Origin of the sequence: Hydrogenophaga pseudoflava (assembly GCF_004353865.1) — a bacterium.
Taxonomy (GTDB): Bacteria; Pseudomonadota; Gammaproteobacteria; order Burkholderiales; family Burkholderiaceae_C; genus Hydrogenophaga; species Hydrogenophaga pseudoflava.
This window is the reverse complement of the sequence record NZ_CP037867.1, coordinates 878,307-898,739: the sequence shown is the minus strand read 5'-3', so window position 1 is coordinate 898,739 and position 20,433 is coordinate 878,307. Positions and strand designations below refer to the sequence as shown.

The following is a 20,433-nucleotide window of genomic DNA, read 5'->3' as shown; positions in this document are numbered from 1 at the left end:
AGTTTGAAAAACGGGGGATCGTTCAGTCGATCAGCTTGTGTTCGAGCAGCTTCTTGCGCAGCGTGTTGCGATTGAGCCCCAGCCATTGCGCGGCGCGCGACTGGTTGTTCTGCGACTGCTGCATCACGACTTCGAGCAAGGGCTTCTCGACCGCCTTGACCAGCATGTCGTGCAGGCCGGCCGGGTCGGTGCCGTCGAGGTCGCGGAAATAGCTTTCGATGCTGGCACGCACACAGTCGTGCAGGTTGTGGTTGCTCATGCTGCCAGTTTCCAGTCTTCTCGGGTGTGGTTGTCTTCTTGCTGGCCGGCCATGGCCCAGGCGTCCAGGCTGTCGCGCACGCAGTCCAGCTGCGCCTGGGCGGTCGTGAGCACGTTGACGCGCTGGCGGAACGTCGCGGCCTCGCCCGCGGGCAGGGGCAGCGCCTGGGCATACCAGCCCAGGTGCTTGCGCGCGCTGCGCACGCCGGTGTACTCGCCGTACAGGCTGTAGTGATCTTCCAGGTGATCGAGCAGCCAGGCCTTGACTTCCATCAGGTCGGGCGCCGGCAGCTCCTGGCCGGTCGCCAGGAAGTGCGCAATCTCGCGGAAGATCCAGGGCCGGCCCTGGGCCGCGCGGCCGATCATGATCGCGTCGGCGCCGGTGTGGCGCAACACCTCGACCGCCTTGTGCGGGCTGTCGATGTCGCCGTTGGCGACCACGGGAATGCGCACCGTGCGCTTGATCGCGGCCACGGTGTCGTGTTCGGCCAGGCCACGATAGCCCTGCTCGCGTGTGCGGCCGTGCACCGTCAGCATCTGCACGCCCGCGGCTTCGGCGGCCTTCGCGATCACGGGCGCGTTCTTCACGTCGGCGCACCAGCCGGTGCGCATCTTGAGCGTGACCGGCACGCCGTGCGGCGCGGCCGCCTCGACCACCGCCTCGACGATCTGCAGTGCCAGCACCTCGTCCTGCATCAGGGCCGAGCCGGCCCACTTGTTGCAGACCTTCTTGGCCGGGCAGCCCATGTTGATGTCGATGATCTGCGCGCCGCGGTCGATGTTGTAGCGCGCGGCGTCGGCCATCATCTGCGCGTCGGTGCCGGCGATCTGCACCGCGATGGGGCCGGGCTCGCCGCTGTGGTCGGCGCGGCGCGAGGTCTTGAGACTGTCCTGCAGATCGGGCCGGCTGGTGACCATCTCGCTGACCGCATACCCTGCACCCAGCCGCTTGCACAGTTTGCGGAACGGCCGGTCCGTCACCCCCGCCATGGGCGCAACGAACAGGGCATTCGGCAGGGTGTACGGACCCAGTTGCATGGCGATGGGAGAATGGTCTGGAGGGTGGGTGTCGCGGCGAAGGCGGCGTCGCCCGCGCGAAGGGGATGCGCATTGTATCTGCCTGTTTTTTCAGCAGACGATATCCCGACCACCGGTTGCACCTTGATACCCACACCCCGCACATGTCCGACTGGCTGAGTTCCCTGTTGCACTGGCTGGCCATGCCCGAGGCCGGCCTGGGCGCCCTGCTGGTGGTGTCCTTCGTGTCGGCCACGCTGCTGCCGGTCGGTTCGGAAGCCGCCTTGTTCGGCCTGCTCAAGCTCAACCCGGAGCTGTTCTGGCCGGCCATCGCGGTGGCCACGGTGGGCAACACCGCAGGCGGCGCGCTCAACTGGTTCATCGGCGCCGGCGCCCACCGGGTGGTCGACCGGGCGCGCCACAAGTCCACCGAACTGCACGCGCTGGACTGGCTGCAGCGCTTCGGCCCCAAGGCCTGCGTGATGGCCTGGCTGCCAGTGATCGGCGACCCGCTGTGCGCGGTGGCGGGCTGGCTGCGCTTTCCGTTCTGGCCTTGTGTCGCGTGGATGGCCGTGGGCAAGCTGCTGCGCTACATCGTGCTCACGGCCTTGCTGCTGTGGGTGTTCCCGGGGGGACTGTCGTTCTGACCGACAGCCCCACCCGCCCGCGATACTGCACCGATGTCCACCCCGTCTCACCATGCGCGCCCGCCGTCCGCCCTCTGGGCGCTGATGACCGGCAACTTCGTGATCGGCACCGGCGTGATGGCGGTGCCGGGCACCCTGACCGACATCAGCCAGTCGCTGAACGTGTCGATCCCTCAGGCCGGCCAGCTGATCACCGCGGCGGCCATCATGATGGGCCTGGGCGCACCGCTGTTCGCCACCCTGGTCGCCGGCTGGGACCGGCGCCGCCTGCTCACCCTGACCCTGCTCTGGTACGCGCTGCTGATGGGACTGAGCGCCCTCGCTCCCAGCTACCTCTCGCTGCTGCCGCTGCGCGTGCTGGCGGTGGTGGCGCCAGCCGTCTTCACCCCGCAGGCGGCCGCCTGCATCGGCCTGCTGGTGCCCGAGGCGCAGCGCGGGCGCGCCATTTCCTTCGTGTTCCTGGGATGGTCGGTGGCCTCGGTGCTGGGCATGCCGCTGTCGGCCTGGATCGGCGGCGTGCTGGGCTGGCGCTGGGCATTCGCGCTGGTCGCGGTGCTGGCCGTCGGCAGCGCCGCCTGGGTCTGGCGCGCCATGCCCGACGGCGTGCGGCCGGCGGCCCTGTCACGGGCCGCCTGGGGCCAGACGCTGGGGTCGGCGCCGCTGGTGCTGGCGCTGGGTGTCACCCTGCTGTCCGCGTTCGGACAGTTCATCCTGTTCGCGTACTTCGCGCCCTATCTGCAGCAGACGCTGTCGGCCAGCGCTGCGGTGCTCTCGATGCTGTTCCTGTGGTTCGGTGCCTTCGGCCTGTTCGGCAACATCGCGCTCACCCGCTGGGTCGACCGGCTGGGCGCTCCGCGTGCCGTCCAGATTTCCCTGCTGCTGATGGCCACCAGCCTCATGTTCTGGCCCCTCGGTCATGCGGGGCTGGTGGCGCAGGCCCTGGTGATGGTGCCCTGGGCGCTGGGCTGCTTCGCCAGCAACTCGGCCCAGCAGGCGCGCTTGGTGCACTTGTCTCCAGTGCTGGCGCCGGCGTCCGTGGCGCTCAACACCTCGGCGATATACGCCGGCCAGGGACTGGGCGCCGCGCTGGGCGGCGCGCTGATTGCGCAAGGCCACATGCTGCGGCTGCACTGGGTCGGGCTGGCGCTGATGCTGCTGGCCATGGGCCTGAGCGCTCGCGCCTCGAAGGCTCAGAAGCGTTCGTAAGGCATCAGGTAGCGCCACTGCCCCACCGGCAGCCCGGCCAGGGCGATGCGGCCCAGCCGCAGACGCCGCAAGCCGGTGAGCTGCAGGCCGGCGCGTTCGCACAGGTGTGGAACCTGTCCGGGCCGGTTGCCCTTGATCGCCAGCCGCAGCCGAAACTCGCTCTGCCAGCTGGCGCGCGCCGTCGGCACCGCCCAGCCGTCGAAGAACGCGGGCTTGCCCAGCGACCGGAGCACCTCGTCGCGCCGCGCCTCGTCTTCCAGCGCCGGATCGGCCGCCACCTCGGCCAGCCATTCGTGCTCCAGCTGGGTGGCGTCGTCGGTCATCTTGCGCGCCACGCCGGGGTTCTGGGTGAACACCATCAGGCCGCTGGCCAGCTCGCCCAGTGGCGCCACCGCCAGCAGCTTGTGGCGGTGTGCCTTGAGCGGGCGCACGCCCGAACGGTCGCCGGCAAAGCGCAGCTCCGGGGTGAACCAGCGCGCAGCGATGTCGTCGGGGAGAAGCGGTGCCTCGGGCAGGACATGCCCCGCCGGCTTGTGCCAGATCAGCGTCACAGAGGCCAGCGATTCGAGCTTGGCCTTCGGATCGAGGGTGACCACCTGTTCGTCACGCACCCGCTCCATGGGTTCTTCAACCACCACGCCATCGACCCGCACCCAGCCGCCGGCGATGTAACGCTCGGCGTCGCCGCGCGAGCAGGGCAGCTGCGCGGCCAGGCGTTTGGCCAGGCGTTGCGGTTCGGGCCGGCCGGTGTCGGACATGTCAGAGATTAGGACGAGAACAGGAAGTTCATCACGTCGCCGTCCTTGACGACGTAGTCCTTGCCCTCGGCGCGCATCTTGCCGGCATCCTTCGCGCCCTGCTCGCCCTTGTAGGCGATGAAGTCGTCGAAGGCAATGGTCTGGGCGCGGATGTAGCCCTTCTCGAAGTCGGTGTGGATCACGCCGGCCGCCTGCGGGCCGGTGTCGCCGACGTGGATGGTCCAGGCGCGCACTTCCTTCACGCCTGCGGTGAAGTAGGTCTGCAGGCCCAGCAGCTTGTAGGCGGCGCGGATCAGGCGGTTCAGGCCCGGCTCGTCCTGGCCCAGTTCCTTGAGGAATTCCAGCCGGTCGGCGTCGTCCATCTCGGAGAGTTCGGCTTCGATCTTGGCGCAGATGGCGACCACGGGCGCGTTCTGTTTCTCGGCGAAGGCCTTGAGGCGGTCCAGGAAGGGGTTGTTCTCGAAACCGTCTTCCGACACGTTGGCCACGAACATGGCCGGCTTGGCGGTGATCAGGAAGAACTGCTTGAGCTGGGCGCGTTCTTCCTTGCTGAAGTCGATGGTGCGCACCGGCTGGGTGTCGTTGAGCGCGGTCTGGCACTTTTCCAGGATGGCCAGCTGCTTGATGGCTTCCTTGTCGCCCGCGCGCGCCACCTTGCTGATGCGGTGGATGGCTTTTTCCACCGAGGCCAGGTCGGCCAGGCAGAGCTCGGTCTGGATCACCTCGATGTCGGCGATCGGGTCGACCTTGTTGGCGACGTGGATCACGTTCGGGTCTTCGAAGCAGCGCACCACGTTGACGATGGCGTCGGTCTCGCGGATGTGGGCCAGGAACTTGTTGCCCAGGCCTTCGCCGGTGCTGGCACCGGCCACCAGGCCGGCGATGTCCACGAACTCCACGATGGCCGGCACCACGCGCTCGGGCTGGACGATCTCGGCCAGCTGGGCCAGGCGCGGATCGGGCACTTCCACCACGCCGGTGTTGGGCTCGATGGTGCAGAAGGGGTAGTTTTCAGCGGCGATGCCGGCCTTGGTCAGGGCGTTGAAAAGGGTGGACTTGCCGACGTTGGGCAGGCCGACGATGCCGCATTGGAGACTCATGAAATACCTCGAAAAATCAACCCGAAAGTGTATGCGATGGCCCCGATTGCGGTAGGCTGGCCGGTTCTGGCAGATCCCAGACGCGTTCGGAGACAACACAGATGGAAGTCCAGGCCACCGGCAACTCGCCCCTGTACCTGTTCGAAAAGTTCGAGGTCGGCGTGATCCACCTCGACGCCGCGCGCAATGTCGTGGCGATGAACGATTTCGCACGCAAGGTGCTGCCGGTGGGCGAGAAGCAGCCCTTTGACAAGCTGGCCGCCTCCTTCCACCCCGAACGCTCCAAGCCCAAGGTCAATTTCCTGCTGGACCAGGCCTCGGGCTGCCCTGTGGCCAGCTCCACGCCCATGACGATGATCATCAACATCCCCGAACAGGTGCTGCTGATCAAGGTGACCCGGCTGGGCGACCACCTGGGCGCCACCACCGGCTTCGTGCTGGTGTTCTACGACGTGACCCAGGTGGTGAGCCAGGAGGCCCCGGCGACCGCCGACCGGCCCACGCCCGTGAACCTGCGTCTGAACCGCATCCCCATGGTGGCCAACCACAGGGTGGCCTTTGTCGACACGGCCGAGGTGCTGAGCCTGGAATCGCAGGCGCACTACACCCGCGTGCTCACGCGCGAGGGTTTCCACTTCTGCAACCTCAGCATCGGCGACCTGCAGGCCCGACTGGACCCGGCGCAGTTCATGCGGGTGCACCGCTGCTTCATCGTCAACCTGCAGGCGGTGGCCGAGCTCGGACGCGAGGGCAGCAAGACGCAGATCGTGCTCAAGGGCAAGCACCGCGAACCCATCCCGGTCTCGCGCAGCGAGGTGGCGCGGCTGCGCGAGGCCCTGGGCCTGCTGGCCAAGCACTGAACTCCAGGCCTTTTCACGGCCTAGGACATACCCGTATTGCCATGCCGCGCGCGCCTGATCTGAGCGTTTCGTGCAGCCAGGCGTGCAGTTCGTGCGAAAAAACGGTTGTTTTGTGAATCCTTGAGTTCAAGACCCGACGATGGCGTCGGAAACACGGTCTCCCTCAGACTGGCTGTGCATTGACAAAAGTCAATCGACCACCCAGAAGACAGGAGACAACACGATGATTCCACCGCGTTTCGAGTACCACGCGCCCAAGTCGGTCGGCGAGGCCGTGGCCCTGCTGGGCCAGCTCGGGTCCGATGCCAAGCTGCTGGCCGGTGGCCACAGCCTGCTGCCGATGATGAAGCTGCGCTTCGCGCAGCCCGAGCACCTGATCGACATCAACCGCATCCCTGAACTGCGCGGTATCCGCGAAGAGGGCAGCACGGTGGTGATCGGCGCCATGACGGTCGAGAACGACCTGATCAGCTCGCCCATCGTGCAGGCCAGGCTGCCGCTGCTGGCCGAGGCCGCGAAACTGATCGCCGACCCGCAGGTGCGCAACCGCGGCACCATCGGTGGCGACATCGCCCACGGCGACCCGGGCAACGACCACCCGGCGCTGTCGATCGCGGTGGAGGCGCACTTCGTGCTCGAAGGCCCGAACGGCCGCCGCACGGTGCCGGCCGACGGCTTCTTCCTGGGCACCTACATGACCCTGCTGGAAGAGAACGAGGTGATGGTCGAGATCCGCGTGCCGGCCTTTGCGCAGGGCACCGGCTGGGCCTATGAAAAGCTCAAGCGCAAGACGGGCGACTGGGCCACTGCCGGCTGTGCGGTGGTGATGCGCAAGAGCGGCAACACCGTCAGCCACATCCGCATTGCGCTGACCAATGTGGCGCCCACCGCGCTGCGCGCCGAAGCGGCCGAAGCCGCCTTGCTGGGCAAGGCCTTCACGAAAGAGGCGGTTCAGGCTGCGGCTGACGCGGCCATCGCCATCTGCGAGCCCGCCGAAGACCTGCGCGGCGACGCCGACTACAAGACCGCCATGGCCGGCCAGATGGTCAAGCGGGCACTGAACGCCGCCTGGGCCCGTTGCGCCTGAACACGAGGAGACACACCATGGCCAAGAAAATTATCACTGTGAATGTCAATGGCAAGGCGCAGGAAAAGGCGGTCGAGCCGCGCACCCTGCTGATCCACTTCCTGCGCGAGGAACTGAACCTGACCGGCGCCCACATCGGCTGCGAGACCAGCCACTGCGGCGCCTGCACCGTCGACATCGACGGCCGCTCGGTCAAGAGCTGCACCCACCTGGCGGTGCAGTGCGACGGCTCGGAAGTGCTCACCGTCGAAGGCCTGGCCAACAAGGGCGTGCTGCACGCGGTGCAGGAAGGCTTCTACAAAGAGCACGGCCTGCAGTGCGGCTTCTGCACCCCCGGCATGCTGATGCGGGCCTACCGCTTCCTGCAGGAGAACCCGAACCCGACCGAGGCCGAGATCCGCATGGGCATGAGCGGCAACCTCTGCCGCTGCACCGGCTACCAGAACATCGTCAAGGCCGTGCAGTACGCCGCCCGCAAGCTGCAGGAACCGTCCACCGCCGCCGCCTGAGGCCCCTCACAGAACAATTGGAGACAAGACCATGAACGCACCGGTACAAGACGCCGAGGCCCGCGAACTGGCCCTGGCCGGCATGGGCGCCTCGCGCCTGCGCAAGGAAGACGCCCGCTTCATCCAGGGCAAGGGCAACTATGTCGACGACATCAAGATGCCCGGCATGCTGCACATGGACATCGTGCGCGCCCCGATCGCCCACGGCCGCATCAAGAAAATCCACAAGGATGCGGCGCTGGCCATGCCCGGCGTACATGCCGTGCTCACGGCCGAGGACCTCAAGCCGCTGAAGCTGCACTGGATGCCGACACTGGCCGGTGACGTGGCCGCCGTGCTCGCCGACGAGAAGGTGCACTTCCAGATGCAGGAGGTGGCCATCGTCATTGCCGACGACCGCTACATCGCCGCCGACGCGGTGGAAGCCGTGAAGGTGGAGTACGACGAGCTGCCGGTGGTGATCGACCCGATCGACGCCCTCAAGCCCGACGCCCCGGTGCTGCGCGAGGATCTGGCCGGCAAGACCAGCGGCGCCCACGGCCCGCGCGAGCACCACAACCACATCTTCACCTGGGGCGCGGGCGATAAGGCCGCGACCGACGCGGTGTTCGCCAACGCGCCGGTGACGGTCAGCCAGCACATGTACTACCCGCGCGTGCACCCCTGCCCGCTGGAGACCTGCGGCTGCGTGGCCAGCTTCGACCCGATCAAGGGTGATCTGACCACCTACATTACCAGCCAGGCACCGCACGTGGTGCGCACTGTGGTGTCCATGCTCTCGGGCATTCCGGAATCCAAGGTCCGCATCGTCAGTCCCGACATCGGCGGCGGCTTCGGCAACAAGGTCGGCATCTACCCCGGCTACGTCTGCGCCATCGTGGCCTCCATCGTGCTGGGTCGCCCGGTCAAGTGGGTGGAGGACCGGGTGGAGAACATCTCCACCACCGCCTTTGCCCGCGACTACCACATGGACGGTGAGCTGGCCGCCACGCCCGACGGCAAGATCCTGGGCCTGCGGGTGAACGTGGTGGCCGACCACGGCGCCTTCGACGCCTGCGCCGACCCGACCAAGTTCCCGGCCGGCCTGTTCCACATCTGCTCGGGTTCCTACGACATCCCGGCTGCGCACTGCTCGGTCAAGGGCGTCTACACCAACAAGGCCCCCGGAGGCGTGGCCTACCGCTGCAGCTTCCGCGTGACCGAGGCCGTCTACCTGATCGAGCGCATGGTGGACGTGCTGGCCCAGAAGTTGAACATGGACAAGGCCGAAATCCGCGCGAAGAACTTCATCAGGAAAGAACAGTTCCCCTACACCAGCGCCTTCGGCTTCGAATACGACAGCGGTGACTACCACACGGCCCTGAAGAAGGTGCTGGACGCCGTGGACTACCCCGCGCTGCGCGCCGAGCAGGCCGCCAGGCGCGCCGACCCCAACAGCCCCACCCTGATGGGCATCGGCCTGGTGACCTTCACCGAGGTGGTCGGTGCCGGCCCGAGCAAGATGTGCGACATCCTGGGCGTGGGCATGTTCGATTCGTGCGAGATCCGCATCCACCCCACCGGCTCGGCCATCGCCCGCATGGGCACCATCACGCAGGGCCAGGGCCACCAGACCACCTACGCGCAGATCATCGCGACCGAACTGGGCATCCCCAGTGAGGTGATCCAGGTCGAGGAAGGTGACACCAGCACAGCGCCTTATGGCCTGGGCACCTACGGTTCGCGCTCCACGCCGGTGGCCGGTGCCGCCATTGCCCTGGCCGCACGCAAGATCCACGCGAAGGCGCGCAAGATCGCGGCCCACATGCTCGAAGTCAACGAGAACGACCTCGACTGGGAAGTGGACCGCTTCAAGGTCAAGGGCGACGACAGCAAGTTCAAGACCATGGCCGACATCGCCTGGCAGGCCTACCACCAGCCGCCCGCCGGCCTGGAGCCGGGGCTGGAAGCGGTGCACTACTACGACCCGCCCAACTTCACCTACCCCTTCGGCATCTACCTGTGTGTGGTCGACATCGACCGCGCCACCGGCGAGACCAAGGTCCGCCGTTTCTACGCACTGGATGACTGCGGCACACGCATCAACCCGATGATCATCGAGGGCCAGATCCACGGCGGCCTGACCGAAGGCTACGCGGTGGCCATGGGCCAGCAGATGCCGTTCGACGCGCAGGGCAACCTGCTGGGGAACACGCTGATGGATTACTTCCTGCCCACGGCCGTGGAAACGCCGCACTGGGAAACCGACCACACGGTGACACCTTCACCACACCACCCGATCGGCGCCAAGGGCGTGGCCGAGTCGCCGCACGTGGGCTCCATCCCTACCTTCACCGCCGCGGTGGTTGATGCCTTCGCCCATGTCGGCGTGACGCACCTGGACATGCCCCACACCTCCTACCGGGTGTGGAAGTCGCTCAAGGAACACAACCTGGCCCTGTAAAGGCAAGACGATCATGGAAGTCAAACTCGACAAACGCTACCCATTGGATGTGGACCCGGGCCGGGCCTGGGCCATCCTTGGCGACCTCAAGGCCGTGGCCGGCTGCATGCCCGGGGCCGAGCTGACCGAACAACTCTCCGACACGTCTTACAAGGGCGGCGTCAAGGTCAAGGTCGGTCCGGCCGTGGCCCAGTTCGGCGGCCAGGTCGACGTGCTGGAGAAGGACGAAGCGGCGCGCAAGATGGTGCTGCGCGGCAAGGGCGCGGACAAGGGCGGCTCGTCCGCCTCCATGGACCTGAGCGCGACCATCGAAGCCGACCCTGCCAACCCGGCGGCCAGCGTGCTGCACGGCGACGCGGCCGTCATCGTCAACGGCAAGTTCGCCCAGTTCGGCGGCCGCATGATGGTGCAGGTGTCCGAGATGATCCTGGTGCAGTTCGTGGAGAACTTCCGCCAGGCCGCACTGGCCCTGCCGGCGCCAGCGTCGCAAGCGATCGCAGACGACGCAGCGGTGGCGTTCGCTGGCGGTGCGGCAGAAGCCGTGGCCGAACCCGCACCTCGCAGCGCGCCGCCGGTGGCCCAGGAGATCAACGGCCTGGCCATCGCCTGGGCGCTGATCAAGAGCTGGTGGCTGGGGCTGTTCGGCAAGAAATCCTGAGCATGGACGCACCCGCCGCCACCGACCGCCAGTTGCACGAATCGCTGCAGCAGGTGGGTTACCTCGCCGACGCCGACCTGGCCACGACGGTGTGGCTGGCCGGCGAGTTGCAGCGACCCTTGCTGCTGGAAGGCGATGCGGGGGTGGGGAAGACCGCTCTGGCCACCGCGCTGGCGCAGGCCCAGGGGGCGGTGCTGGTGCGGCTGCAGTGTTTCGAGGGTCTGGACCTGGCGCAGGCGGCCTACGAATGGAACTACGGCCGCCAGCTGATGGCGATCCGCCTGCACGACGGCGAGCCCGGCACGGTCAAGGAGTCCGACGTCTTCAGCCGCGAGTTCCTGCTGGAACGGCCGCTGCTCCAGGCCATCAGCCAGGACGGCCCCTGCGTGCTGCTGATCGACGAGATTGACCGCGCCGACGAAGCCTTCGAAGCCTTCCTGCTCGAAGTGCTGGCCGACTACCAGATCACCGTGCCCGAGATCGGCACCCTGCGCGCGCGCCACATCCCGCGCGTCGTCCTCACCAGCAACGGCACGCGCGAGCTGTCCGATGCGCTGCGCCGCCGCTGCCTGTACCATCACCTGGACTACCCCACGCTGGCGCGCGAGATCGCCATCGTCAAAGCCGCCCTGCCCGACGCCGACACGCGGCTGGTGGAAGAGGCGGTGCAGTTCGTGCAGCGCCTGCGCCACGAAGACCTGAGCAAGATCCCCGGCATCGCCGAGACGCTGGACTGGGTCAATGCGCTGCACCGCCTGCACCACCACACCCTGCCCGAGGACATGGCGGTGCTGCTGACCACGCTGGGCTGTCTGCTCAAGACGCGCGAAGACCGCTTCGTGCTCGGCGCCGACCGCGCGCGCCAGCTCATCGAGGGCCGGCGCACCGTGGGCGTGGCCGAAAAAGCCCCGGCCAACGCCGCCGCGTCATGAACCACACGCCCGCATTCGCCCCCACCGAAACGCTCGCCGGTTTCGCGGCCCTGCTGCGCGACCACGGGCTGACGGTGGGCGTGGCCGAGCAGCGGGCCATACTGCAGGCCGCCCTGGCGCTCGGTGCGCTCAACGGTGCGCGCCTGAACGCGGCCTGGCGCGCGATCGCCTGCCACAGCGCGCGCGAATGGAAGCTCTGGCCCGACCTCTTTGACCGCTACTGGCACCCCGAGCGGGTGCGCGGCACGGTGCGCGTGAGTGGGCAGACTCGGCCCTCGCGCGACCTGCGCCAGTCGGTGCAGCAGATGCGCGAGCAGATGGATGCGGCGCAACAAGCGCCCACGCCTGCCAGGTCAGCACCGCAGACCGCCGCCGATGCACCGCAGGCCGGCGCGGGCGACAGCGAAGCCGGCAGCCCGCGTGCCATGGGCGGCGCCAGCCGCAGCGCACCACAGCTCGAAGCCCTGCACCAACGCGACGGTCAGATGTGGCTGCCGCAGGAGCTGGGCACGCTGCAGCGTCTGGCGCGCCAGATCACCGCGCAACTGCGCCCGCTGCCCACGCGGCGCTGGCGCGGCGTGCACCGCGGCCAGCGGCTGGACCTGCGCCAGACCCTGCGCCGCAGCGTGGCCTGGGGCGGCGAGCCGCTGGCCCCCGCCTGGCAGGTGCGGCGCGAGGAACCGCCGCGCCTGTTCATCCTGGCCGACGTGAGCCGATCGATGGAGGCGCACGCCGCGCTGTTCCTGCGCGTGGCGCGGGCCTTTGCGATGGAAGCGCAAGCCCGCGTGTTCGTCTTCCACACCCGGCTGGCCGAAGTGACGCCGCTGATGCAGCGCGACTCGGCCACGGTGCAGGAAAAGATCAACGCGGTCACCGCCGGCTTCGGTGCCGGCACCCGCATCGCCGCCAGCCTGCAGGACTTTGCCCGCACCCACGCCCGCGCCCAGCTGCGGCGCGGCGCCCGCGTGTGGGTAATGTCCGACGGCTTCGACACCGACGCGCCCGAACAGCTGGCCGAGGCGCTGCAGGCGCTGCGCGGCCGCGGCGCGCGCATCACCTGGTTTCACCCCACGCGCGGCGTGCCCGCCGCTGCTGCGGTGCAGGGCGCGCGCACACACATCCACCGCTTCGTGCCGCTGGCCAGCCTGGCCGACCTGGTAGCGGCCAAGCCCCTGCTTCACTGAAGGAGACACACCATGAACCGCAACCAATGGATCGCCGACGCCGCCCGGCTGCAAGCCGAAGACCGGCCCTTTGCCCTGGTCACCGTGCTGCGCGCGCAGGCGCCCACCTCGGCCAAGGCCGGCGACAAGGCCCTGGTCACCGCCGACGGCCAGATCCACGGCTGGATCGGCGGCGGCTGCGCACAGCCGGCGGTGGTCAAGACCGTGCGCCAGGCCCTGGCCAGCGGCCAGCCGCAGAGCATCCGCATCGCACCCACCGACGAAACCGCCGAGCGCACGCTGGGCGACGTGCTGGAGTTCGGCATGGCCTGCCACTCGGGCGGCACGCTGGAACTGTTCGTCGACCCGGTGCTGCCCGCACCGCAGCTGGTGGTGTTCGGTGACTCGCCGGTAGCGCGCGCGCTGACCGGGTTGGCGCCGCGCATCGGCCTGCAGACGGTGCTGGTGGCCGAGGGCGCGCAGGCGGCCGACTTCCCCGACGCGGCGCGCGTGGTGGGCAGCGACCGCACCGACACCGTCACCCAGGCCCTGCCCGCCGGCGGCCTGGTGGTCGTCGCCACGCAGGGCCGGCGCGACCTGCAGGCCCTGCGCGCCGCGCTGGCGCTGCAGCCGCAGACCCTGTGGTTCGTGGCCAGCGAGCGCAAGGCCGGCGTGCTGCGCGAGAGCCTGGTGGGCGCGGGCGAAGATCCGGCGCGGGTGGCCGCCATCGTGGCGCCGGCCGGGGAACCGATCGGCGCGCAGACGCCAGAAGAGATCGCGCTGGCGGTGCTGGCCACCGTGGTCGCGGCGCGGCGCGGCCGGCCGGTGCGCGCCTCTGCCCCGGTGACCGAGAAAACAGCGCCGAAGTTCAAGCTCGATTTGCCTCCGATGGAAATGGGCAGCTGTTGCGGCGGTGGCGCCTCGAAGGCCGCCGACGCAGAATCGACCGGGGAAGCGGCACCGCCGGTGGTGGCCGCCAAGTCCTGTTGTGGAGGAAGCTGACGTGGGTTGCATTCTCAAAGGCGGAGGCGGCCTTTACAGCCGCGTGGTGGTGGGTGCGGTGCTGCTGGCGGCCGGCTCGGCCACGCGCATGGGGAACAAGCCCAAGTGCCTGCTGGAGCTGGGCGGCGTGCCCCTGATCCGGCGCCAATTGATTGCCCTCTCGGGTGCGGGCGTGGACGAGCTGGTGGTGGTGCTGGGGCACTACGCCGACCGCATCGAGCCGGTGGTGCGCGACTTCCCGGTCACGCTGGTGCGCAATCCCGACCCGGACGCCGGCCAGGTGTCGTCGCTTCGGCTCGGCCTGCAGGCGCTGGCCGGCAAGATCGACACCGTGCTGGTGGCGCTGGCCGACCAGCCCCTGATCAACTCGCAGGACATCAACGATCTGATCGGCGCCTACAAGAAGCGTCCGGCCGGCACCGAGGTCGTGCAGCCCACGGTGGACGGCCTGCCCGGCAACCCCGTGATGTTCAGCCAGAGCGTGCGCGAGCAGATCCTGGCCGGCGAGGCGCGCGTCGGCTGCAAGCAGTGGCAGGCGGCGCATCCGGAGGCGGTGCACGCCTGGGCCACGACCAACACCCGCTACCGCACCGATGTGGACAGCCCCGAGGACATCGAGGCCCTGGCCGCCCGCACCGGCCACCGCCTGCGCTGGCCCGCCGACCTGATGACCGAAGCCTGAACCGCACGGTACGTCATGGCACCCGATCCGCTGCTGCCGCTCTGGTCCACGCCGGTGGGTGTGCACCGCTGCGCGCAGGCCGATGAGATCAACCCGCTGCTGGTGCGGGTGTTCCGCACGCTGCGGGCCACCGACGACGGTGCCGACCCGGCCGCCGCCTTCTACGCCAGCCGCGACGACCTGCTGCAGCGCGTGCACCTGCCCGAGTGGGACGCGCTGTTGCGCTTCATCGTCGACGGTCTGCGCCAGACCGTGGCGCTGGCCAACCAGGGCGCCTGGCCCGAGGCCACGCCCGGCCTGCAGATCGCACTGCGCGGCGTCTGGTTTCAGATCGCCAACCGCGGCAGCCACCACGACGTGCACACCCACGGCAACTGTTCGTGGTCGGGCGTGTACTGCCTGCAGGTGGACGACGACGCGCAGCGCCCCACCCACCCGCTGCTGGGCGCGACCAACGGCGTGACCCGTTTTTACGGCCCGCACTTCAACCACCTGGGCGGCGCGCACATGGATTTCGGCAACGCCTACCTGCAGTCGGCGCACCTCGACATCCCACCAGTGCCGGGCCAGCTCATCGTCTTCCCGTCCTGGCTGCCGCACCAGGCCATGCCCTACGACGGCGCAACCGACCGGGTCATCGTCTCGTTCAACGCCAGCGTGCACGCCGCCTCGGGCAGCGACCAGCTGCACGGCTACAGCCATGTCTGAGCGACTGCACCCCGCGCTCCACGCAACGCTGCGCCAGGCCGACGCGCTGGCCGCCTGGCTGCTGCTGGGCTGGCTGGGCCAGCGCCTGGGCTGGTCGGTGGCCAGCGGCGTGCTGCCGGTGGTGGTCTGGTGGGTGGTGCGTTGCGGCGGCACCGCGCTGGTCACACACGGCGCGGTTCCCCGGACCTGGCCGCGGGCCTGCGCGGCGGGGGCCCTGGGGCTGTTGGTCTCGCTGGCGCTGCTCCCCGCCGGCCACGCGGCGCTGGCGTGTCTGCTGCTGGGCTCGGCGCTGTGGGGCGCCTGGAGCGCCGCGCTCGCCGCCGGCGACAACACCCCCACCCTGGCCGGCCAGGCCATGGGCCTGATGATGGGCAGCCTGTGGCTGTCCAGCCAGTGGTGCCTGGGACCGGGCTGGACCGACGCCCAGGCGGTGGCGCTGCACATCGGGCTGATGACCGGACTGCCCCTGCTGGTGGCCGCGGCCCGTCGGTACGACCCAGTGTGCCTGCGCGCCTCCTCGCGCCTGCTGGCCGCGCTGCTGGCCACCGGCGCGCTGCTGCTGGCCGGCGCCAGCGGTACCGAAGGGCGGCTGGCGGGCATGGTGCTGCTGGTGATGGCGTGGTCGCTCGGCGCGGGCGCACCGACCTCCGCCCGCTCACCGCTGCCGGCCGCCCTGGGCCCCGCACTGCTGCTGGCCGTGGGCCTGGGCAGCCCCACGCTCGGCCCCCAGTCGCTTCAATGGGCCTACGGTGTGCTGGGTGTCCTGGCCCTCTGGGCCGCGTGCGGCAAACGCCTGGCGGATGATCCTCTCGCCCCGCCACCCCTGACCTGGAAGGACGCTTCATGAACAGCCTCGACATCGATGTCATCCGCACCGCCCTGGACTGGCAGTCGCGCGGCCAGCGCGTGGTCATGGGCACGGTGGTGCGCACCTGGGGCTCGGCTCCGCGCCCGCCGGGTTCGCTCATGGTCATCCGCGACGACGGCCAGGTGGCCGGATCGGTCTCGGGTGGCTGCATCGAGGACGACCTGATCGGTCGCGTGGCGCGCGGCGAGCTGGCGCTGAGAAAGCCCGAGACCACGACCTACGGCGAGACGGCCGAAGAGTCGCGGCGCTTCGGCCTGCCCTGCGGCGGCACGGTGCAGCTGGTGCTGGAGCCGCTCTCGCCCGCCTCGCAGCTGCGCGAACTGCTGGCCGCCATCGAAGGCCACCAGCGGGTGCAGCGCCGGCTGGACATGGCCACCGGCCTGGCGCAACTGGCGCCTGCCGACGAAGGTGACCGCGTGCGCTTTGACGGCCAGATGCTGACCACGGTGCACGGCCCTAGGCTGCGCCTGCTGATCATCGGCGGCGGCCAGCTCTCGCGCTACTTGGCGACCATGGCGGTGATGCTGGACTACCAGGTGACGGTGTGCGAACCGCGCGAGGAGTACCACGAGGGCTGGGAACGCATGGAAGGTGTGGCGCTGTCGACCACCATGCCCGACGACCTGGTGCTGGCCATGCGGCTGGACGAACACAGCGCGGTGGTGGCGGTGACGCACGACCCCAAGCTGGACGACCTGGCGCTGATGGAGGCGCTGCGCACGCCGGCCTTCTATGTGGGCGCGCTGGGCTCGCTGCAGAACAACGCGAAGCGGCGCGAGCGCCTGCGGGAGTTCGACGTGAGCGAGGAGGAGGCCGCGCGCCTGCACGGCCCGGTGGGCCTGAACCTCGGCGCACTGACGCCGCCGGAGATCGCGATGAGCATCGTCGCCGAGATGACGGCCATCCGCCGCGGCATGGACCTGAGCGGGCCGCTGAGCAACTGGTCGGGCTCTAAGACGGTCTGCCTGACCTGCTGACGCGCGGGTCGGCCTCGCGCCCCATGTGGCGCGATTGTTCAAGACCGCACCGGCCTGTGTGCGGCACATTGCACGCGTGTTCACCACGCGGAGGCCCTCATGCAGATCCAGGTCAACCACAGCGTCCGGGAGGTCCCTCCCGATTGGCGGGACGAAAGCCTGCTGGTGGTGCTGCGCGAGGCGCTGGGCCTCACCGGCACCCGGTTCGGCTGCGGCGCGGGCCAGTGCGGGGCCTGCACGGTGCTGATCGACGGCCAGCCGCGGCGCGCCTGCCTCATGCCGGTGGCGGCGTTGGGCGCCGCCCGCGTGGAGACCATCGAGGGCCTGGCGGCCCCGGACGGTGGCCTGCACCCGGTGCAGCAGGCCTGGCTGGACCAGGCCACGCCGCAGTGCGGCTACTGCCAGTCGGGGCAGATCATGGCCACGGTGGCGCTGCTGCGAACCCACCCGTCCCCGACGGCGGCGGACATCGACGCGGCCCTGTCCGGCAACCTCTGCCGCTGCGGCACCCAGCAGCGCATCCGGGCCTCGGTGCTGCGCGCCGCGCAGGCCACCGGGAGCGGGCAATGAAGCGGCGGCACTTCCTGCAGGCCGGGGGTGTGCTGACCGTGGGCTTTGTCGCCGGCTGTTCCATCCCTGTGATCCCCAAGCGCCCGGCGGCGGCCTACGACGATGCACTGGGCTGGGTCCGACACGCCAACGGACACTACGAGCTGCTGCTGCCGCGCGCCGAGATGGGCCAGAACATCGCCACCGCGCTCAAGCAGGTGGCCTGCGACGAACTCGGTGTGGACTGGGACCGCGTCACCCTGCGGCTGCCGCACACCCAGGACATACCCCGCGTGCGCGCCACCGTGGGCAGCGAATCGGTCAAGGACTTCGCGCTGCCGCTCGCGCAGGCCTGCGCCACGCTGCGCGACGCACTCGCGGCCAGCCACACCACGGGCGTGCGCAGCGCCGAGCCCCGACCGATGAACGAGCTGCGCGCGTTCCGGCCCGGCGCCCGCCTCGTGGGCCGGCGCGTGCCGCTGGAACAGGGGCGCGCCATCGTCACCGGCGCCCCGCTGTACGCGGCCGACGTGCGCCTGCCCGGCATGGTGTTTGGCCGGGTGCTGCGCGCCCCGGTTTCCGCCGACCGGCCGTCGCGGCTGGCGGGCTGGAACGAGGCCGCGGCGCGCGCCGTGCCGGGGTTCGTGGCCCTCGTGCAGGACGAGCGCCTGATGCAGCGGCTCAGTCCGGGGCTGGGCATCGTGGCGCGCACCCCCGGGACGCTGGACCGGATCGAGGCCGCGCTGGCACCCCGCTGGCAGCACGACGACGCCTTCGAGCAGGCCGACATCGACCGGCTGATCGACATCGACCGCCACCTGGCCGGCGGCAGGCTGGGGAACCAGATCCACGACGACGCCATCGACCGCAGCGCTGCCTGGGACCTGGACCTGCGCATCGACACGCCGCTGGCGGCGCACAACGCCATCGAGCCGCGCGCCGCGGTGGCCGCGAAGGGCGCGGACGGCGTGCTGGAGGTCTGGGCCGGCACACAGGACGCGTTCTATGTGCGCGACGTGATCGCCCGCAGCCTCGGGCTGGACGAGGCCGGCGTGCGCGTGCAGGCATGCCGGGTGGGCGGCGCGTTCGGTGGGCGCACCCTGTGCACGGTGGAGCTGGAGGCTGCCGTGCTGGCCCACGCCATCGGCGCGCCCGTCAAGGTGCAGTGGACCCGCGCCCAGGAGTACCGGCAGGGCTTCCACCGGCCGCCGTCGAGCCACCGCATCCGTGCCCGCGTGCGCGACGGCGAGCTGGTCGACTGGTGGCACGCGTTCTCCAGCAGCCACATCCTGTTCACCAACGCCGGCATGCCGGTCTGGATGCAGCGGCTGGCCGACCTGGTGGGCGACCGCGGCGTGGCGCGCGGCGCCGACCTGCCCTACCGCGCCCAGCGCCGCCGCACCGAGTTCGCGGTGACGCGGCTGCCGGTGTTCACCGGCCCCTGGCGCGGCCTGGGCGCCGGCCCCAACGCGCTGGCGATCGAGTCGGCCATCGACGAGTGCGCCCGCCTGGCGGGCGCCGATCCGGTGGCATTCCGCCTGCGCCACATCGGCGAGCCGCGCCTGGCGCGCGTGCTGCGCACCGTGGTCGACGGGGTGCCGGCGCCGGCGCCCGCCGCCGGGAACGACCGCATTGGCCGCGGCGTGGCCTGCGGCACCTACAAGGCCAGCAGCCATGCCGCCGTGCTCGCGGAGGTGCGCGTGGCGCCCGACGGCACGGTGGTGGTGACCCGGCTGCGCTGCGCCCACGACTGCGGCACCGTGATCAACCCCGACCAGGTGCGCGCCCAGTGCGAAGGCAACCTGGTCTGGGGCCTGGGCATGGTGCTGCACGACGGTCTGACGGCGGCCGGCTCGCGCATCGCCGCCGGCAGCCTGGGCGAGGCGCCGGTGCCGAGCCTGCGCGACACTTCACCCATGGACATCGTGCTGATCGACGACGACGGCCCGCCCGCCGGGGCCGGTGAAACCGCCATCGTGGCCGCGGCCGGCGCCATTGCCAACGCCATCCGGGACGCCACCGGCGTGCGCCTCACCCGCTTTCCGGTGGACGCATCGCAGCTGGCCCGGCGCACCCCATGAACGACTTTGCCTCGGCCGCGATGCTCCGGCTGGTGGCCCACGGCCTGCGGCACCAGGGCCACGCACCACCGCCGCCGGTTGCGGCGCGGCATGGGCTTGTGGCGCTGGACGACAAGCGCGCCCTGCTGGCGGGGCTGTGGCCGTCGATCGGCCCGGCGGGCCTGGCGCGCATCGGCGACGCGATCCGGGAGCTGCCCGAAGAACCCACGCTGCGGGCGCTGGTGCTCGCGACGGACCCCTGGGACCTGCTGGCGCGGTGGCAGCGGCTGGAACGCTTTGTCCATGCCCGGCACCGCACCCGCGTGGAGGCCCTGGGCCCCGGTCGCGTGCGGCTGCAGCACCTGTCCCTGTCGCCCGGCCAGCGACCCACCGCGGCCGAGGACGTGCTGGTGTTCGGCCTGCTGGTCGCCCTGTGCGAGCGGGTGGCGGGGCGGCCGGTGCAGGCCCGCCCGGTGGGCGGCCGGCACTGGCTGCGGCGGGACGGCCAATGGCGCGACGGCCCCTGGCCGCAGACCCTGCACACCTGGGAACTGCGCTGGGATGCCGCGGATGTGGCCGGGGACCCGCACCCGCCCGAGGCTCACCCGGCGTCCGGCGACCGGTGGCTCGAGGCCTTGCACACCGCCCTGCGCGCCGACCCCGGACGCCCGTGGCGGGTGGACGACCTGGCCCGCGTCTGTGCGCTGTCGGCCCGCAGCCTGCAGCGCCACCTGGCCCGGCGGCAGCTGTGCTTCTCCGGCCTGCTGACCGCCGCCCGGGTGCAGTGTGCGGCGGACCTGCTCACCACCAGCGGGCTGTCGGTGGCCGAGGTGGGCTACCACTGCGGCTTCGCCGACCAGCCGCACTTTTCACGGCAGTTCCGGCAATCCACCGCCATGACACCGGCCCGCTACCGGGCGCAGTTCGCCCGCGCCGACTGAGCGGCGCC

At 70.2% G+C, this 20,433-nt stretch carries 21 protein-coding genes; 17 read left to right on the top strand and 4 right to left on the bottom strand.

Going from position 1 to position 20,433, the window contains the following annotated elements; all coding sequences use genetic code 11:
• Positions 1 to 22 precede the first annotated feature (22 nt).
• Positions 23 to 259: a helix-turn-helix domain-containing protein gene (locus HPF_RS04445; protein ID WP_066158749.1), complete on the bottom strand. Its 237-nt coding sequence runs from the start codon at positions 257 to 259 to the stop codon at positions 23 to 25.
• Positions 256 to 1,296 carry a tRNA dihydrouridine synthase DusB gene (gene dusB, locus HPF_RS04440; protein WP_066158751.1) on the bottom strand — a complete coding sequence of 347 codons (1,041 nt, stop codon included), beginning with the start codon at positions 1,294 to 1,296 and terminating at the stop codon, positions 256 to 258. Before dusB ends, HPF_RS04445 begins: the two co-directional genes overlap by 4 nt.
• Before the next feature lie 143 nt (positions 1,297 to 1,439).
• Between dusB and HPF_RS04435 the strand changes: the two genes are divergently transcribed.
• Together HPF_RS04435 and HPF_RS04430 are read left to right on the top strand one after the other, a co-directional pair.
• Positions 1,440 to 1,922, top strand: coding sequence for a YqaA family protein (locus HPF_RS04435; protein WP_066158753.1), 483 nt, complete (start codon positions 1,440 to 1,442; stop codon positions 1,920 to 1,922).
• A 33-nt stretch (positions 1,923 to 1,955) separates the two neighbouring features.
• A complete protein-coding gene (locus HPF_RS04430; protein ID WP_133155862.1) occupies positions 1,956 to 3,128 on the top strand; it encodes an MFS transporter in 1,173 nt (390 codons plus the stop codon).
• On the opposite strand, the gene HPF_RS04425 is transcribed toward HPF_RS04430, so the two are convergent.
• The gene (locus HPF_RS04425; RefSeq protein ID WP_066158760.1) at positions 3,113 to 3,886 is read right to left on the bottom strand and encodes an RNA pseudouridine synthase; all 774 of its coding nucleotides are present in this window, start codon (positions 3,884 to 3,886) and stop codon (positions 3,113 to 3,115) included. The genes HPF_RS04430 and HPF_RS04425 overlap by 16 nt on opposite strands.
• A gap of 8 nt (positions 3,887 to 3,894) precedes the next feature.
• A complete protein-coding gene (gene ychF, locus HPF_RS04420; protein ID WP_066158763.1) occupies positions 3,895 to 4,986 on the bottom strand; it encodes a redox-regulated ATPase YchF in 1,092 nt (363 codons plus the stop codon).
• A 101-nt stretch (positions 4,987 to 5,087) separates the two neighbouring features.
• Between ychF and HPF_RS04415 the strand changes: the two genes are divergently transcribed.
• From HPF_RS04415 to HPF_RS04345, 15 genes are all read left to right on the top strand, one after another.
• Positions 5,088 to 5,846, top strand: coding sequence for a LytTR family transcriptional regulator (locus tag HPF_RS04415; RefSeq protein ID WP_133155861.1), 759 nt, complete (start codon positions 5,088 to 5,090; stop codon positions 5,844 to 5,846).
• A 223-nt stretch (positions 5,847 to 6,069) separates the two neighbouring features.
• Complete coding sequence (locus tag HPF_RS04410; protein WP_133155860.1) at positions 6,070 to 6,933, top strand: FAD binding domain-containing protein; 864 nt, start codon at positions 6,070 to 6,072, stop codon at positions 6,931 to 6,933.
• Positions 6,934 to 6,950: 17 nt separating this feature from the next.
• Positions 6,951 to 7,442 carry a (2Fe-2S)-binding protein gene (locus tag HPF_RS04405; protein WP_133155859.1) on the top strand — a complete coding sequence of 164 codons (492 nt, stop codon included), beginning with the start codon at positions 6,951 to 6,953 and terminating at the stop codon, positions 7,440 to 7,442.
• A 31-nt stretch (positions 7,443 to 7,473) separates the two neighbouring features.
• Positions 7,474 to 9,885, top strand: coding sequence for an aerobic carbon-monoxide dehydrogenase large subunit (locus tag HPF_RS04400; protein WP_133155858.1), 2,412 nt, complete (start codon positions 7,474 to 7,476; stop codon positions 9,883 to 9,885).
• A gap of 13 nt (positions 9,886 to 9,898) precedes the next feature.
• Complete coding sequence (locus HPF_RS04395; protein ID WP_133155857.1) at positions 9,899 to 10,543, top strand: SRPBCC family protein; 645 nt, start codon at positions 9,899 to 9,901, stop codon at positions 10,541 to 10,543.
• A 2-nt stretch (positions 10,544 to 10,545) separates the two neighbouring features.
• Entirely contained in the window at positions 10,546 to 11,475 is a 930-nt protein-coding gene (locus tag HPF_RS04390) for an AAA family ATPase (RefSeq protein ID WP_133155856.1), read from the top strand.
• A complete protein-coding gene (locus HPF_RS04385) occupies positions 11,472 to 12,659 on the top strand; it encodes a VWA domain-containing protein (RefSeq protein ID WP_133155855.1) in 1,188 nt (395 codons plus the stop codon). Before HPF_RS04390 ends, HPF_RS04385 begins: the two co-directional genes overlap by 4 nt.
• A 12-nt stretch (positions 12,660 to 12,671) precedes the next feature.
• Complete coding sequence (locus HPF_RS04380) at positions 12,672 to 13,640, top strand: XdhC family protein (protein ID WP_133155854.1); 969 nt, start codon at positions 12,672 to 12,674, stop codon at positions 13,638 to 13,640.
• 1 nt (position 13,641) lies between these two features.
• Complete coding sequence (locus HPF_RS04375) at positions 13,642 to 14,322, top strand: nucleotidyltransferase family protein (RefSeq protein ID WP_133155853.1); 681 nt, start codon at positions 13,642 to 13,644, stop codon at positions 14,320 to 14,322.
• Positions 14,323 to 14,337: 15 nt separating this feature from the next.
• Positions 14,338 to 15,030, top strand: a complete 693-nt coding sequence (locus HPF_RS04370) for a TIGR02466 family protein (protein WP_133155852.1) — start codon at positions 14,338 to 14,340, stop codon at positions 15,028 to 15,030.
• Positions 15,023 to 15,877, top strand: coding sequence for a hypothetical protein (locus HPF_RS04365; protein WP_133155851.1), 855 nt, complete (start codon positions 15,023 to 15,025; stop codon positions 15,875 to 15,877). Before HPF_RS04370 ends, HPF_RS04365 begins: the two co-directional genes overlap by 8 nt.
• Positions 15,874 to 16,875, top strand: a complete 1,002-nt coding sequence (locus HPF_RS04360) for an XdhC family protein (RefSeq protein ID WP_133155850.1) — start codon at positions 15,874 to 15,876, stop codon at positions 16,873 to 16,875. Before HPF_RS04365 ends, HPF_RS04360 begins: the two co-directional genes overlap by 4 nt.
• A 99-nt stretch (positions 16,876 to 16,974) precedes the next feature.
• Entirely contained in the window at positions 16,975 to 17,445 is a 471-nt protein-coding gene (locus tag HPF_RS04355; protein ID WP_133155849.1) for a (2Fe-2S)-binding protein, read from the top strand.
• Positions 17,442 to 19,505 (top strand): xanthine dehydrogenase family protein molybdopterin-binding subunit, encoded by a 2,064-nt coding sequence (locus tag HPF_RS04350; protein ID WP_133155848.1) that lies wholly within the window; start codon positions 17,442 to 17,444, stop codon positions 19,503 to 19,505. The genes HPF_RS04355 and HPF_RS04350 overlap by 4 nt, the downstream gene beginning before the upstream one ends.
• Positions 19,502 to 20,425: a helix-turn-helix transcriptional regulator gene (locus tag HPF_RS04345; RefSeq protein ID WP_133155847.1), complete on the top strand. Its 924-nt coding sequence runs from the start codon at positions 19,502 to 19,504 to the stop codon at positions 20,423 to 20,425. The genes HPF_RS04350 and HPF_RS04345 overlap by 4 nt, the downstream gene beginning before the upstream one ends.
• Positions 20,426 to 20,433: the final 8 nt, after the last annotated feature.